The organism is Streptomyces sp. NPDC004542, assembly GCF_040610035.1.
Taxonomy (GTDB): domain Bacteria; phylum Actinomycetota; class Actinomycetes; order Streptomycetales; family Streptomycetaceae; genus Streptomyces.
Genome location: NZ_JBEXLP010000005.1, coordinates 1 through 13,843, shown reverse-complemented (window position 1 = coordinate 13,843; position 13,843 = coordinate 1). Strand labels below are relative to the sequence as shown.

Here is a 13,843-nt window from a genome sequence, read left to right as displayed (position 1 = left end):
CGGTTCAGCCGATCTGCGCGTTCTTGGAGACGGTCACCTGGTCGATGTCGGAGGTGCGGACGGTCACGGCGATCTTCCATTCGCCGGCCATGGGGATCTGTACCCCGGTCGCGGCCCAGTGGCCGGTCGTGATGTGGTCGGGGGTCACGGGCAGCGGCCCGATCTTCTTGGCGGTGAGGGTGAAGGCGACCTTCACCTCGGGGATGTCGAAGGCGCGGCCGTTGGACCGTTGGACGTAGACGTGCATTTCGTTGCCGCCCACGCGCGCGGGGTCGAAGTCGAGCCGCACGACGCCCTTGCCGTCCTGGCCGCCGGTGTCGAACGGCATGTCCAGGGTGAGCGCACCGGACGAGGACGAGGAGGACGAGGAGGACGAGGACGCGGCCGCCTTGGCCTCCTGCTCCGTGCGGCCCGGTTCGGTCTGCGTGAGCACCGTGGTCACGGCGAGCAGGACCACGGCGACGCCCGCCTCGGCGAGGACCGAGTGGCGCAGACCGAAGCGGTTGGGGTCCGCGTCCCGCATCCGCTTCTTCCGGGCGGCGTCCTCGGCGGCCCGCTGCCGGGCGAGCTGGGTGGCGCGTTCGGTGTCCCGGGCCGTGCCGGGCGCGGTCACGCGCTCCTTGACCTGGGCCTGCACCCCGGTCTCCGGCTCGGCCTGGGCTTCGGCCTTCGCCCCGGCTTTCGCTTCGGCCTTTACGGCCTCGGGCTGCTTCCCCGCCTTCGACACGGGCGCCGGGTCGGCGAGCCGTGCCGTCCACCGCCGGGAGATCGCCGCGATGCCGACGAGCAGCGCCACGAGCCCGATCTTGACCAGCAGCAGCTGTCCGTACCGGGTGCCGGTGAACGCCGACCAGGAGCCGAGCTGGCGCCAGGACTGGTAGACGCCGGTCGCGACCAGTGCGGCGACGGAGCCGAAGGCGAGGCGGGAGAAACGGCGGACGGCCGCGGCCTCGACCGGGGTCTCGGCGGGTGCCCGGTAGAGGGCGACCAGGAGGGCAGTGAGCCCGCCCAGCCAGGTGGCGACCGCCATCAGGTGCACCACGTCGACCGGCATGGCGATGCCCGGCTGGAGCCCGGTGGAGGCATGCTCGGCCATCGCCCAGCTCGCCGCGAGCCCGGCGGCCACCACGACCCCGCCGATCGCGAGGCCGAAGGTCAGGTCCCGCTTCTCCTCGTCCTCTCGTGAATCGAGGGTGCGGCGCGTAGCGCCGTCGTTCGCGGTGGTGGTGGGCGACGGGCGGGCGTAGGCCCCGAAGAGGACGGCGATGAACAGTGCCGCCGCGGCGAGCAGCAGCAGCCGGGAGACCAGCGCGGCGCCGGTCTTGGTCTGCAGCACCTGGCCGAGCAGGTCCAGGTCGAAGACGGCGCCGACCTTGCCGGAGCCGGTGTAGGAGCCGCGCAGCAGCAGCAGCCAGAGCGTGGCCGCGGTGAGCGTGAGCCAGCCGCCGACGACGAGCCGCTGCACGGCCCGTACCCCGGAGTCGCGCCGCCAGCAGGCGAGGACGAAGGCCGCGCCGCCGACCAGCACGATGTAGCCGGCGTACGACATGTACCGCCCGAACCCGTACAGCCATGCCACGACGCCGCCGCCCGCGGTCTGTCCGGAGACCGAGACGGTGGTCTGGGACGGGGCTCCGACGGAGAAGGTGTAGGCGCCGGACACGGGGTGGCTGTCCGCCGAGACGACCTGGTAGGCGACGGTGTAGGTGCCGTCGGCCAGGCCACTCTTGAGCTGCACGGCGTAGGTGGTGCCGCTGATGTTCGACGGCTTGCCGACGTCGACCTTCTTGCCCTTGGGGTCGAGGACGCGCAGCGAGTCGTCGTTCATCGACACTTGCTCGGAGAAGGTGAGCGACACCTGGGTGGGCGCCTTCTTGACCACCACCCCTGGGGCGGGGTCGCTGCCGGTGAGCGCGGCGTGCGCGGAGGCAGGCCCGGCCCCGGCCACCAGCGCGCCGGTGACGGCCAGGAACAGCAGCACCAGCGTGCGCAGGCGGGGGGTGATGGTCCGCGTCAAGGTGGTCCCTCCCTCAGTGTCCGGTCGACGGGTTGTACGTGGCGGACTTCACCGGCATCTCGACGGTGAGGGGTCCGGACTTGGCGAAGGAGAGTCGCAGGGTGATCTTCTGGCCCTGTCTCGGCCTGCGCTTCAGCTTCTCGAACATCAGGTGGTTGCCGCCGCTTTTGAAGACCAGCCGGCCGTGGGCGGGGACGGGGAAGGAGCTGACCTCCTGCATCGCTCCGCCGACGGTGTCGTGCATGGTGACGTCACCGGCGGCGTCGCTGGTGACCGAGGTGAGCTCGTCCTTCGTGCCGCCGTTGTTGACGATCGTCAGGAAGCCGGCCGCCAGGTCGGCCGAGACCGGCTGGGGCATGTAGGAGGAGCGGACCGACAGCTCCGCCCCGGCGTCGGCGGACCCGCCGCAGCCGGCGAGCGCCAGGGCGCCGGCCGCCGCGGCGAACAGGGCGGCACGCCTCACGGCCTGGCTCCCTTGATGATCTTGGGCAGGTCCTTGGTGTAGTCGTCGACCTTGGCGTCCTCGCCGTAGAGGACGTATCCGCCGTCGGTCTTCGGGGAGAAGGCGATGACCTGGGTGCCGTGGACGGAGACGACCTTGCCGTTCTTGTCCTTCTTCGACGGCTCGACGGAGATGCCGAGGGAGCGGGCGCCGGCCTGGATGGTGGAGAAGTCGCCGGTCAGGCCGATGAACTGGGGGTCTATGCCCTTCAGCCACTTGCCGAGCTCACCGGGGGTGTCGCGGTCGGGGTCGGTGGTGACGAACACCACCCGCAGCTGGTCCTGTTCGGCCCTGGCCAGCGACTTCTTGGCGACCGCGATGTTGTTCATGGTCAGCGGGCAGACGTCGGGGCAGTGGGTGTAGCCGAAGTAGACGAGCGTCGGCCTGCCCTTGGTCTCCTTGCGGAGGTCGTACTTCTTGCCGTGGGTGTCGGTGAGGACGAGGTCCGGCTTCTCGAACGGCTGGTCGAGAACGGTGGCGGCCTGGTCCGAACCGGACTCCTCGGAGACCACCGCGATGGGCGACTTGCCGTCGTCGCCGCTGCCGCAGGCGGACAGGGTCAGGGTGGCCGCGGCGAGCAGGGCGGCCGCGGCGAACGTCTTGTTGCGCATGGAAATGTCCCAGAGGTGAGGGCTCCGGCGCGCACCGGGGCCGTACGCAAGCGTGGCACGGTCCCCGGTGCGCGGTGTGGAGGGGAGAGGGTCAGGCGGTGGTCCGGCGGCGTCCGGCGAGCACGCCGTAGGCCACGCCCGCGGCGCCGACGACGATGCCGACGATGCCGAGCACGCGTGCGGTGGTGTCGCTGCCGCCGCCGGAGGAGTCCGCGGCGGCGGCCGTGGCCCCGGCCTTCTCGTCCGTCTTCTCGGAGGCGTCCGTGGCGGCGGTCGAGCCGTGGGAGTCGGCGGAGGCGGCGGCCAGCGCGAGCACCGGGGCGGGGTTCTCGGGCTCCTCCTGGCCGTCCTGCTGGACCTCGATCCAGCGGACGGTCTCCTTGTCGGAGTAGGTCTGGATCGCCTTGAAGACCAGTTCGTCGGTGTCGTCGGGCAGGGCGCCGATGGACAGCGGGAACTTCTGGAAGTAGCCGGGCTCGATGCCCTTGCCGTCGGCGGTCCAGGTGACCTTGGTGACCGCCTCGGTGATCTTCTTGCCGTGCATCTCCATCGGCTTGGCCAGCTTGGACCTGGTGACCTTCACCGTCCAGCCGTCGATCGGCTGCGGCATCACCGAGGCCAGCGGGTGGTCGGCGGGGAGGTTGACCTCGAGCTTGGTGGTCGAGGCGTCGTCGCGCTCGTTGGGCACCTTGAAGTCGACGACCGCGTAGCCGCCCTTGGCGGGTGTGGTCTCCGGCTGCACGCTGACGTGCGCGAACGCGGGGGCGGACAGGGCGAGTACGGAGACGCCGGCGACGGCAGCGGCGGCGGCGAGGCGGGAAGCCTTGATGGCCTTCATGACAGACAGCACTCCACTCTGAGTGAGTTCCGGGTGAGTCCGGACGAGTCCGGATGAGTTCCGGGGCGAAGAGGGGCACGCGCGCGTGGCACGACGGCGGGCCCCCTCTCCGCACGGGTCCCATGTGGAGTGGCTCGCGTGTCGCGTCAGGCGGCGAGGTCGAGTGCGGCGGCGGGTGGCGGGCCGCGCCGGATCACCGTGTGCTGGAGTGCGCTGGTGTGCGGGGCGGGTGCGTCGTCCGAGCCGGTACGACGGTCACGCGCGCGGGGATCGGGAGCGTCCGGGAGCCCGGCACACAGGGCGCACACCAGTGCGAGCGCCGCGCGCAGGGAACGTACGAGCGCCCCTTCCGCGACTCCGTGCACCGAGAGGTTCAGCAGCCGCAGCACCGCCAGGTCGCCGTGGCGCAGCAGCCAGCCGACGGCGACGGCCGCGACGAGGTGGCCGAGGAGCATCGGCAGGGAGGGCAGCAGCGACATCAGCAGGGAGGCGGCGGAGCCGGTGCCGGCGTCCGCCGCGTGCCGCATGGTGCTCATGTCCGTGCCCGCCGAGGAGCTGAGGTCCGCCCCGATGGCCAGGTGCGCGTCGGCGAGGAGCCGGTACGCGTGGGCGGGCGTCAGGGAACCCGCGCTGCTCCCGCACAGCAGCCGCGCGGCGCGGGCCACGAGGGCCGCCTGGTCGCTCGTTCCGGCCGACGCGCCCGTGGACATCGCCCCGGCGGCCCTCGCCGCCGTGGCGTGCTCGGCCAGCCCGAACAGCGTGTGCAGCGCGGCCTGGCCCAGGGCGAGCAGCGCGGCGATCCCCGGCAGTGAGCGGTCCCGCCCGGCGAGCGGTGCCACCAGCGCGAGGGTGCCCAGGAATCCCGCGCCCAGCGTCCACAGCGGGACGGCGGCGCAGGCGGCCAGGCTGTGCCCCGCCGCGGCCAGCACGACGCAGACCGCGGCGAACACCGCGGCCCGCAGAATCCGGAGTTCCGCTCCGGCGCGCGTCGCGCGCGGGTGGGGGGCAGTCATGGCGGGCTCATCATCGCACTGCCCGTGCCCGAGTCCTACGGCAGGTCCGCGAGAAGGACGCCGCCGGACCGCCCCTCATACACCGATTCGTCCTCGGCCGCATCCCCCGTATGGGCGGCGTCACGTCAACGGGGTGCTTACACACGGCCACGGGCGGCAATACGTATCGGTATGTCGAGCCGCAGCCAGGAGGCTGGAGCATGAGCATCTGGTGGTCACTCCATCTGCGGCGCGAGGCCGCCAGCGTGCCGCTCGCCCGACGTCTGCTCCTCGGCGCGATGGAGACGGCGGGCGTGGACCCCGACATCTCGTACGACCTTTCCGTCGCCCTGAGCGAGGCCTGCGCGAACGCCGTCGAGCACGGCGGGGGCGGGGCGCTCGGCGGCTCCTGTGAGGCGTACCGGGTGACCGCTTATCTCGACGGCGAGAAGTGCCGCATCGAGGTGACCGACTCCGGCCCGGGGCCGGCCCGCGGCGTGGACACCCGGCTGCCGTGCGTGGACGCCGAGCACGGGCGCGGCCTGTGCCTCATCCGGGAACTCGCCGACCACGTCCACATCGGGGCCGAGCCGGGCCGGGCCGGGACGGTGGTCAGCTTCGACAAGATGCTCAAGTGGCGGGACGACGCACCCCTCCTGGCCGTCTAGGAGTTCGGTTTCCCCGGCCCTCACAGCCTCTTCCCAGCCGTGACTCATGTCCCTGACAAGCTCGGTTCCTAGGTTGTTCGACCATGACGGGAAAACACAGGAACACCATCACCCGGCGTCGGGCGATCGCGGTGACCGGCGGCACGGTCGCGGCCGGCGGACTCGCCGTCGCCGGTTACCAGTCGGCGTTCGCCGACACCACCACCGAGACCGCGGCGAGCACGTCCGCCTCGGCCGATGGCACCTGCATGCAGCTGATGTCGAGCGTCACGGAAGGGCCCTACTACCTCGACGGTGCCTTGGTGCGCAAGGACATCACCGAGGGCAAGGGCGGCGTCCCGCTGACGCTCCGGCTCACCGTGGTGGACGCCACCGACGGCTGCACCCCGGTCTCCGGCGCGGCCGTGGAGATCTGGCACTGCGACGCCTGGGGCTACTACTCCGGCTACACCACCGCCAACCCGGGCGGCTCGGCCCCGGCCGAGAGCGAGGAGGGGGACAGCGCCGACGACACCACCTATCTGCGCGGCTACCAGATCGCCAATGCCAACGGGGTCGTCAAGTTCCAGACGATCTTCCCCGGCTGGTACACCCCGCGCACCTGCCACATCCACATCAAGGTGCACACCGGCGGCCAGAAGGAGGACGGCACCTACGAGGGCGGCAAGGTCAACTTCACCGGCCAGCTGTTCTTCGACGACGACATCGCCGAGGCGGTCTTCGCGCTGGAGCCGTACTCCAAGCACACCGGGACCTACACCGAGCTCGCCGACGACATGGTCTACGACGGCGGCGGCGCCTCCAGCGGCCTGCTGACCCTGGAGCCCGTGCACAAGAAGGACCCCTCCAAGGGCTACAAGGGTTACCTCACCCTGGGCGTCGATCCCGACGCCGAGAACACCGGCGCGGGCAGCGGTGGCGGAGGCACCCCGCCGAGCGGCGCCCCCAGCGACGCCCCGACGGGCACCCCGCCGAGCGGCGCCCCGAGTGACAGCGCCTCCCCTTCGGCGTCCGCGTCCTCATAAGGTACGGCCATGAGCAGTCGCGAGGACGACGCGCTGGCGCGGGCCGCGGTGGAGGCGCTCACCGGGCAAGTGCTCCTGGCCCCCAAGCCGGGGCTGCCCGACCCGCGCGACCTGGCCGCCCGGACCACCCGCAGGGACCACCGCGCCCTGCGCTGGTCGGCGAAGGCACTGGCACCCGGCCTCGCGGCGATGGCCGCCTCCGCCCGCCGCACCGGTGACGTCACACCGGCGTTGCGGGCGGAACTGGGCGCGATAGGCCGGTGCGCCGAGCACGCGGTCGGCCTGGCGGGCGGCGGTCACCGGGGCGCCCTGTGGACGCTGGGCCTGCTGGTCTCGGCGGCCGCGCTCGGCCCGCGGCCGGGGGCGCGGGACGTGCTGACGGTCGCCAAGCGGATCGCCGCGCACCCCGACCGAAGCGCCCCGCTGCGGCCCTCGCGCGGTTCCTCGGTGTCGGCCAAGTACGGCGCGGCCGGGGCCCGCGGCGAGGCGAAGGCCGGATTCCCGCACGTGCGGCGGGCGTGGGACGCGCTCGCCGCCGCGCGCTCGGCCGGCGCCACCGAGGCCGAGGCCCGCCTGGACGCCCTGCTCACCGTGATGTCCACCCTCCAGGACACCGAACTGCTCTACACGGCGGGCCCGCTGGGCCTGCGCCACGTGCAGGCGGGCGCCCGCGGGATCCTGGAGGCGGGCGGTACGGCGACACCCGCGGGCGCCGAGGCGCTGGCCGCCTTCGACGCCGACCTGCACGCGCGCGCGTGGAGCCCACGGGGCAGCGCGGGACTGCTGGCGGGGGCGTTGTTCCTGGACTCGCTGCCGGTGACCTGAACCCCGGAATCCGCCCTGCAGAGTGCCCGTGCGGCGAGTCCCCGCGAGACCCCGCGAGTCCGCTGTCACGGCGCGGCGGACGCCCGGACCGTAGCCCCATAGGGTGAACGCATGCACATCCCGGCCGAGGAACTGACGGACGACCTGATATTGCGGCTCGCCACGGAAGCCGATGCCGCCGCACTCGCCGCGGCCTACGTGGAGAACCGCGAGTATCTCGCCCCCTGGGAACCCCGGCGCCCGGAGCGGTTCTTCACCGCCGCCGGTCAGGCGGCCGTGCTCGGCGAACGGCTGCGGCAGTACGCCGAGCGGCGGACCGTCCCATGGGTCCTGGAAGCCGCCGACGGACGGATCGCCGGGACGATCACGCTGTCCAGCATCGTCCTCGGCCCGTTCCGCAGCTCCTACCTCGGTTACTGGATCGCCGCCGACCGCCAGGGGCGCGGGCTGGCGACCGCCGCCGTGCGGGCGGTGTGCCGCGTGGCCCGCGAGACCGTGGGGCTGCACCGCATCGAGGCCACCACCCTCCTGGACAACACCGGCTCCCAGCGTGTGCTCGCCAAGTGCGGTTTCGAGCAGATCGGCACGGCCCCGCGCTATCTGGCCATCGACGGAGCCTGGCGGGACCACCGGCTGTTCCAGCGCATCCTGCACGACGACGAGCCCTCCCTCTGACCCGCGGCCCCGGCCGGCTCACCCCGCGTCCAGCGCCTTCGCCAGCACATCGAGCGCCGGAGATCGAGACGCGGGGCACGCGTGCGTGCCACCGCCTCCGGCGCGTCGGTGTCCACGGAGGGCAGCGAGGCCACTCGGGTGCCCGACCCCTGCCGCGCCGTCAGACACCCCTCGGCCACCAGCTGGTCGTACGCCCCTTTCGCGGTCCCCCGCGAGACGCCGAGTTTTGCCGCGAGCCGCCGCGTCGCCGGCAAACGCGTCCCGGGCGACAGCCGCCCGTCCCGCACGGCATCGCGGAGCGCCCGCTCCAGCCCGGCCCGCCGCCCGTTCGCCGCGTCCGGTTCCCGGTGCAGGTCCACTCCGACACCGGACCAGAAGTCGTCCACGAACACCCTCCCCCCAGGCACGTGAAGGGCCGGGCACCGCTCAGGTACCCGGCCGTCGCTCTCCTGTCAGCCCTCGCTGCCCGTGAGTGACGCCATCCACGCCTCGACCTCGTCGGACCGGCGCGGCAGGCCGGCCGAGAGGTTGCGGTTGCCGTCCTCGGTGACCAGGATGTCGTCCTCGATGCGGACGCCGATGCCCCGGTACTCCTCCGGCACGGTCAGGTCGTCGGCCTGGAAGTACAGGCCCGGCTCGACGGTGAGCACCATGCCGGGCTCCAGCGTGCCGTCCACGTACGTCTCCACGCGCGCGGCGGCGCAGTCGTGGACGTCCATGCCGAGCATGTGGCCGGTGCCGTGCAGCGTCCAGCGGCGCTGCAGGCCCAGCTCCAGGACGCGCTCCACCGGGCCCTCGACCAGACCCCACTCGACGAGCCGCTCGGCGAGCACCCGCTGTGCGGCGTCGTGGAAGTCCCGGTGCTTCGCGCCCGGCCGCACGGCCGCGATGCCGGCCTCCTGGGCGTCGTACACGGCGTCGTAGATCTTCTTCTGGATGTCGCTGTAGCGGCCGTCGATGGGCAGCGTGCGCGTGACGTCCGCCGTGTACAGCGTGTGCGTCTCCACGCCCGCGTCCAGCAGGAGCAGGTCGCCGGGGCGGACCGGGCCGTCGTTGCGCACCCAGTGCAGGGTGCAGGCGTGCGGGCCGGCCGCGCAGATGGAGCCGTAGCCGACGTCGTTGCCCTCCACACGCGCGCGGAGGAAGAACGTGCCCTCGATGTAGCGCTCGCTGGTCGCCTGGGCCTTGTCGAGGACCTTCACCACGTCCTCGAAGCCGCGCACGGTGGAGTCGACGGCCTTCTGCAGCTCGCCGATCTCGAAGTCGTCCTTGACCAGCCGGGCCTCGGAGAGGAAGACCCGCAGTTCCTCGTCGCGCTCGGCGGTGACCTTGTCGGTGAGCGCGGCCTCGATGCCGGCGTCGTGGCCGCGCACCACACGGACGGGGCCGGTGGCCGCGCGCAGCTTGTCGGCGAGGTCGCGCACATCGGCCGCGGGGATGCCGTACAGCGCCTCGGACTCGGCGAGGGAGTGGCGGCGCCCGACCCACAGTTCGCCCTGGCCGGAGAGCCAGAACTCGCCGTTCTCCCGGTCGGAGCGCGGCAGGAGGTAGATCGTCTCCTTGTGGCCGCTCTTGCCGTCCGGGGTGGTCGTGGGCTCCAGGACCAGGACGCCGTCCTCCGTCTGGTTGCCGGTGAGGTACGTGTACTCGACCGACGACCGGAAGGGGTAGTCCGTGTCGTTCGAGCGGGTCTTCAGGTTGCCCGCCGGGATCACCAGGCGCTCGCCCGGGAAGCGCGCGGACAGCGCGGCACGGCGGCGCGCGGTGTGCTCGGCCTGCTCGACGGGCCGCAGGTCGCGCAGCTCCGTGTCGGCCCAGCCGGACTTCATGTTCTCGGCGAGCTCGTCGGACACGCCCGGGTACAGGCTGTTCTTGCGCTGCTTGATGGGCTCTTCGGACTCGGTTTCCGGGCCCGCTGCGTCAGCAGCGGAATCAGGAACCGCCGGATGGGGCTCGTCCGCCACGGTCACTCCTCCTCGACACTGGGCTGGATCCCGTCCATCGTACGGTCGTACCGGACAGGGCCACAGAGCCGGACACTCATGACCGGGGTGAGTCGCCCTCTTGACCGACCGGTCAGTCGAACCGCGCCGCCAGCAGCACCACGTCCTCCTCGCTGTCCGCCGGGTCCATTCCGTCCGGCAGCACCGCGCGCAGCACGTGGTCGGCGAGGGCACCGGGGTCGTGGCGCATGGCCCGGGGCGCGGTCGCGGCGGCCGCGTGCAGCCGGGCGAAGGCACGGTCCATGGGGTCACCGGTGCGGTGCAGCAGCCCGTCGGTGTACAGCAGCACCGTGTCCCCGGCCTCCGCCTGGATCTCGGCGCTCGGCGCCTCCCAGCAGGCGAGCATCCCGAGGGGCGCGGACACCGAGGTCTCCGCGAACTCCGTACGCCGCTCGCCGATCAGCAGCGGCGGGCTGTGCCCGGCGCCGGCCAGGGTGACCTTGCGCAGGGCCGGCTCGCAGTAGGCGAACAGGGCGGTGGCCGAGCGGGCGGGCTCGGTCAGGCGCAGCAGCAGCTCCAGGTCGGACAGGACGGCGACGGGGTCCTCGCCCTCCATGACCGCGTACGCCCGCAGGCTGGCCCGCAGCCGTCCCATGGCGGCGACCGCGCTGGGCCCGGAGCCGGTCACGGAGCCGACCGCGAGGCCGAGGGCGGCGTCGGGCAGCGGCAGCGCGTCGTACCAGTCGCCGCCGCCGCGCGGGCCGGTGCGGTGCCGGGCGGCGAGCTGCACGCCGGCGACCCGCGGCAGCCGGGAGGGGAGCAGTTCCTCGGCGATGGTCGCCATGCACGCACGCGTGCGCTCCACTTCCAGCAGCCGGGCCAGGTGCTCGGTGGCGTGGCGGACGTACAGGCCGGCCAGGTGGCGGCGGCGCTCGTCCGGTTCGGCGGGCTCGTCGTAGAGCCAGCCGACGGCGCCCAGACGGCCGGCGGTGTCGGTGGCCAGGGGCAGGGCGTAGCTGGCGGCGCAGCCGAGGCGGGCGGCCACCTCGCGGTGGAGCGGGTCGAGGCCGTCCTCGGCGAACAGGTCGGGGCGGACGCTCTCGCCCCGTCCGCCCGGCGGTCCGGCGGCGGGGTCGAGGAGTTCGCCGTACGGCAGGGCGCCGCGCGGCACGGTCTCGAGGTGGCCGAGGTCGGCCCGGCCCAGCCCCAGGCCGACGGTCGTGCGCGGGCCGAGTCCGTCCCCGGGTTCCAGATCGACGAGACCGCGCCGGGCGCCCACGAGAGCGGCTCCGGCGCGCAGCAGTTCCGTCAGCGCCGAGTCGAGGGTGCCGGTACGGGCCAGGCGTTCGGTGAGTTCGTGGAGGGTGGTGAGGTCCGAGACCCACCCGGCGAGCCGGTCCTGGAGCAGGGTGCCGGGGGCGGGGGCGGGGGCGGGGGCGGGGGCGTGCGGGGCGTGCGGGCAGTTCACCGGGTGGGCGGTGGCGGCCGGTGGGGTGCCGGGGGCGGCGGGTGCGGGTGCGGCAGTGTGAGCGGGCGTGGGAAGCGTTGAATCGATTCCGGCCACTTTCGAGGGGTGCGGGGCGCTCATGGTGTTCGGCCTTCGGACCTGTGCGTATTGCTCAAAAGCATCGCAAACCCCCATGTCTTTCTGCGCCGCTAGCAGTGTCTCCACATGTACACGCACTCGTGAGGGGATGTCCAGCATTGTCCTGCTGGGATTCCTGGTGTCCGTGGGCCACTTGTGGGTACGTGCAGGGGGTCTTGCATTACGGCGAACTTGGCTTAAAACTGCCTCAGGTAAAGGTTCATTGCGGTCGACTGGGCTTGCTCCACGGAGCGTCACAACGGTCGTGATGGGTACGTACTCGGAGAAGGCCAGGGGTGGCTGGGGGCCACCCGGAACCTGGCGACGGACCCGGGCGTCTTAGCCACTGACGACCGTGCCCCATCCTCCCGTGGCGGAGGCGAAGAGAAATACGCGCGGCGGCAAAACGCCAGACTTCGCCACCCCCACGCCGCGGCCGTGCTTTTGATGGACGCAGTATGGACGCGGACGCGGCCAACGCTCGACCCCCTGGGGTTCCCCCTGCTCTGTGCGGGGGTGTGATGCGCCAACAGGTACGCACAGTGAAGTGATCGACACATGGTGTGATGTGGTCCACGGTGTTGCCAGCGGTGCAACGGAAAGGAACGAGCGCTCATGCGCGAGATCCTCGGAAGGCGACGCAGGCTCCTGTTCGGAAGGAACGACGGGAGGCCCGAGCTCGAGGCGGCCCTGACCTTCGCGGCGGGATGGCGGTGGCCCGTACTCCCGGGCGTGGCCCCCGACCCGCGGGGGCGGTCCCGCTGCACCTGCCCCGACCCGGAGTGCACGGTTCCCGGCGCGCACCCCTTCGACCCGGGCCTGCTCGCGGCCACCACCGACGAGCGCATGGTGCGCTGGTGGTGGACCAACCGGCCGGGTGCGCCCATCGTCCTCGCGACCGGAGGCACCGCGCCCTGTGCGGTCAGCCTGCCGGCCGCCGCGGCGGCCCGCGCCCTCGACGCCCTCGACCGGGCCGGCATGCGCCTGGGCCCGGTGATCGCCTCGCCCACCCGCTGGTCGCTGCTGGTCAAGCCGTACTCGATGGAGCAGTTGGGCGAGCTGTTGTACGCCAAGGACTTCGTCCCCGGCTCCCTGCGCTTCCACGGCGAGGGCGGGTACCTCGCCCTGCCGCCCTCCGAGACCGGCCAGGGCGCCGTCCGCTGGGAGCGCGCCCCGCTGCCCGGCTCGGCCGCGCCGTGGGTGCCCGACGTGGAGGCCGTGGTGGACGCCGTGGTCGACGCCCTCACTCGTACGGGTGTGAGCGCGCCCGAGTTGTAAGGGTGTCGGGCGCGCGCGGGGCCCTCGGTGCGCGCTGGGACTTATCTTCCCTGTTCATGAACGTCCGTCTGCTCGCCCTCGCGGGCGTCGTGGTGTGCGCGGTCGCGCTGCCGCTGACCGTGGCGTCCGCCGGGCAGGTGGGCGATGCGCGGCCCGCGGCCGTGCGCACGTCGCAGCACGCCGGCGACGCGACTCCGGGCGCCGACGCCAAGGATCCCTCCAGCGCGCCCACGCCCTCCCCGCTGCTGCTCGGCCTGGGTCTGGCCACCGCAGCCCGCTGCGGTCCCGAACTCACCGCACCGGACGGTGCCGAGGCCCAGACCTGTGTCATGACGCAGGGCGCGCAGACCTGGGCACGCGCCTACTACCGCAACGCCACCGGCGAGGCGCTCGACGCCGTCCTGAGCTTCATGGGGCCCGGCGGGCACACGGTGCAGGTGCGGTGCGCCGTCGGCGCCGACGAGGAGCCCGGCACGTGCGAGACGCCCCGGGAGCCGGTCAAGGGCGGGCCGGACGCCTACACGGCCGTCGCGGAGTTCGCGGCACGAGGCGCCGACGGGCCCCTGCTGCTGCGCTCCGGAAGCAACTCGGGAGTCCCCACCGGAAGTTGACGGACGGTAGCGTTCCGTACACCGGAGGCGGACATGGAAAGACCCGGTTGCTGGCGACGGGGGATGCACCAGCAACCGGGCTACTGGAACGGTAACAAGAGATCGGCGGTTCGCAAATTCGATCTCGGCTATTCAGACACGGATTTGCCTGTCACATTGGGGAGTTGTGACAGGAGTCACCCGGCTGGACGCCCTGGCCGCGGGGGGGCGGCCGGGGAGGCGCCGGGAGGTTGTAGGGTGTGGGGTATGGGATGGTGTACTGTGGGGTTGTGT

The 13,843-nt window shown here is 72.7% G+C and carries 13 protein-coding genes and 1 pseudogene; 6 read left to right on the top strand and 8 right to left on the bottom strand.

What is annotated here, in order from left to right; translation table 11 throughout:
- Positions 1 to 4 precede the first annotated feature (4 nt).
- The 5 genes from ABZX30_RS04585 to ABZX30_RS04565 form a co-directional block, all read right to left on the bottom strand.
- On the bottom strand, positions 5 to 2,017 hold the full coding sequence (locus tag ABZX30_RS04585) for a copper resistance protein CopC (RefSeq protein WP_355928741.1): 2,013 nt from the start codon (positions 2,015 to 2,017) through the stop codon (positions 5 to 7).
- A 13-nt stretch (positions 2,018 to 2,030) separates the two neighbouring features.
- Positions 2,031 to 2,480, bottom strand: a complete 450-nt coding sequence (locus tag ABZX30_RS04580) for a copper chaperone PCu(A)C (protein ID WP_355928738.1) — start codon at positions 2,478 to 2,480, stop codon at positions 2,031 to 2,033.
- Entirely contained in the window at positions 2,477 to 3,130 is a 654-nt protein-coding gene (locus ABZX30_RS04575) for an SCO family protein (protein ID WP_355928735.1), read from the bottom strand. The genes ABZX30_RS04580 and ABZX30_RS04575 overlap by 4 nt, the downstream gene beginning before the upstream one ends.
- A 91-nt stretch (positions 3,131 to 3,221) precedes the next feature.
- Positions 3,222 to 3,959 (bottom strand): YcnI family protein, encoded by a 738-nt coding sequence (locus tag ABZX30_RS04570; protein ID WP_355929110.1) that lies wholly within the window; start codon positions 3,957 to 3,959, stop codon positions 3,222 to 3,224.
- 155 nt (positions 3,960 to 4,114) lie between these two features.
- On the bottom strand, positions 4,115 to 4,981 hold the full coding sequence (locus tag ABZX30_RS04565; protein ID WP_355928733.1) for a hypothetical protein: 867 nt from the start codon (positions 4,979 to 4,981) through the stop codon (positions 4,115 to 4,117).
- Positions 4,982 to 5,181: 200 nt separating this feature from the next.
- On the opposite strand from ABZX30_RS04565, the gene ABZX30_RS04560 reads away from it, so the two are divergent.
- The 4 genes from ABZX30_RS04560 (at position 5,182) to ABZX30_RS04545 (ending at position 8,153) form a co-directional block, all read left to right on the top strand.
- Positions 5,182 to 5,628 carry an ATP-binding protein gene (locus ABZX30_RS04560; RefSeq protein ID WP_355928730.1) on the top strand — a complete coding sequence of 149 codons (447 nt, stop codon included), beginning with the start codon at positions 5,182 to 5,184 and terminating at the stop codon, positions 5,626 to 5,628.
- An 83-nt stretch (positions 5,629 to 5,711) separates the two neighbouring features.
- On the top strand, positions 5,712 to 6,653 hold the full coding sequence (locus ABZX30_RS04555; protein WP_355928728.1) for an intradiol ring-cleavage dioxygenase: 942 nt from the start codon (positions 5,712 to 5,714) through the stop codon (positions 6,651 to 6,653).
- 9 nt (positions 6,654 to 6,662) lie between these two features.
- Positions 6,663 to 7,478 (top strand): triphosphoribosyl-dephospho-CoA synthase, encoded by an 816-nt coding sequence (locus ABZX30_RS04550; protein WP_355928725.1) that lies wholly within the window; start codon positions 6,663 to 6,665, stop codon positions 7,476 to 7,478.
- Between the two features lie 111 nt (positions 7,479 to 7,589).
- Entirely contained in the window at positions 7,590 to 8,153 is a 564-nt protein-coding gene (locus ABZX30_RS04545; protein ID WP_355928722.1) for a GNAT family N-acetyltransferase, read from the top strand.
- 56 nt (positions 8,154 to 8,209) lie between these two features.
- On the opposite strand, the pseudogene ABZX30_RS04540 reads toward ABZX30_RS04545, so the two are convergent.
- The 3 genes and pseudogenes from ABZX30_RS04540 to ABZX30_RS04530 all read right to left on the bottom strand — a co-directional run.
- Positions 8,210 to 8,539, bottom strand: a pseudogene (locus ABZX30_RS04540) (winged helix-turn-helix domain-containing protein); the annotation flags it as partial.
- A gap of 66 nt (positions 8,540 to 8,605) precedes the next feature.
- Complete coding sequence (locus ABZX30_RS04535) at positions 8,606 to 10,123, bottom strand: aminopeptidase P family protein (protein WP_355928720.1); 1,518 nt, start codon at positions 10,121 to 10,123, stop codon at positions 8,606 to 8,608.
- Positions 10,124 to 10,229: 106 nt separating this feature from the next.
- Complete coding sequence (locus ABZX30_RS04530) at positions 10,230 to 11,801, bottom strand: PP2C family protein-serine/threonine phosphatase (RefSeq protein ID WP_355928717.1); 1,572 nt, start codon at positions 11,799 to 11,801, stop codon at positions 10,230 to 10,232.
- Between the two features lie 495 nt (positions 11,802 to 12,296).
- On the opposite strand from ABZX30_RS04530, the gene ABZX30_RS04525 reads away from it, so the two are divergent.
- Both ABZX30_RS04525 and ABZX30_RS04520 read left to right on the top strand, forming a co-directional pair.
- Positions 12,297 to 12,959, top strand: coding sequence for a bifunctional DNA primase/polymerase (locus tag ABZX30_RS04525; protein WP_355928714.1), 663 nt, complete (start codon positions 12,297 to 12,299; stop codon positions 12,957 to 12,959).
- A 56-nt stretch (positions 12,960 to 13,015) separates the two neighbouring features.
- Complete coding sequence (locus ABZX30_RS04520; protein ID WP_355928711.1) at positions 13,016 to 13,570, top strand: hypothetical protein; 555 nt, start codon at positions 13,016 to 13,018, stop codon at positions 13,568 to 13,570.
- Positions 13,571 to 13,843: the final 273 nt, after the last annotated feature.

Bases quoted from the DNA above. Each gene is read 5' to 3' on its own strand.
- ABZX30_RS04560 (WP_355928730.1), top strand. From the start codon at position 5,182: ATGAGCATCTGGTGGTCACTCCATCTGCGGCGCGAGGCCGCCAGCGTG.
- ABZX30_RS04525 (WP_355928714.1), top strand. From the start codon at position 12,297: ATGCGCGAGATCCTCGGAAGGCGACGCAGGCTCCTGTTCGGAAGGAAC.
- ABZX30_RS04545 (WP_355928722.1), top strand. From the start codon at position 7,590: ATGCACATCCCGGCCGAGGAACTGACGGACGACCTGATATTGCGGCTC.
- ABZX30_RS04555 (WP_355928728.1), top strand. From the start codon at position 5,712: ATGACGGGAAAACACAGGAACACCATCACCCGGCGTCGGGCGATCGCG.
- ABZX30_RS04530 (WP_355928717.1), bottom strand. From the start codon at position 11,801: ATGCTGGACATCCCCTCACGAGTGCGTGTACATGTGGAGACACTGCTA.
- ABZX30_RS04565 (WP_355928733.1), bottom strand. From the start codon at position 4,981: ATGACTGCCCCCCACCCGCGCGCGACGCGCGCCGGAGCGGAACTCCGG.
- ABZX30_RS04575 (WP_355928735.1), bottom strand. From the start codon at position 3,130: ATGCGCAACAAGACGTTCGCCGCGGCCGCCCTGCTCGCCGCGGCCACC.
- ABZX30_RS04550 (WP_355928725.1), top strand. From the start codon at position 6,663: ATGAGCAGTCGCGAGGACGACGCGCTGGCGCGGGCCGCGGTGGAGGCG.
- ABZX30_RS04520 (WP_355928711.1), top strand. From the start codon at position 13,016: ATGAACGTCCGTCTGCTCGCCCTCGCGGGCGTCGTGGTGTGCGCGGTC.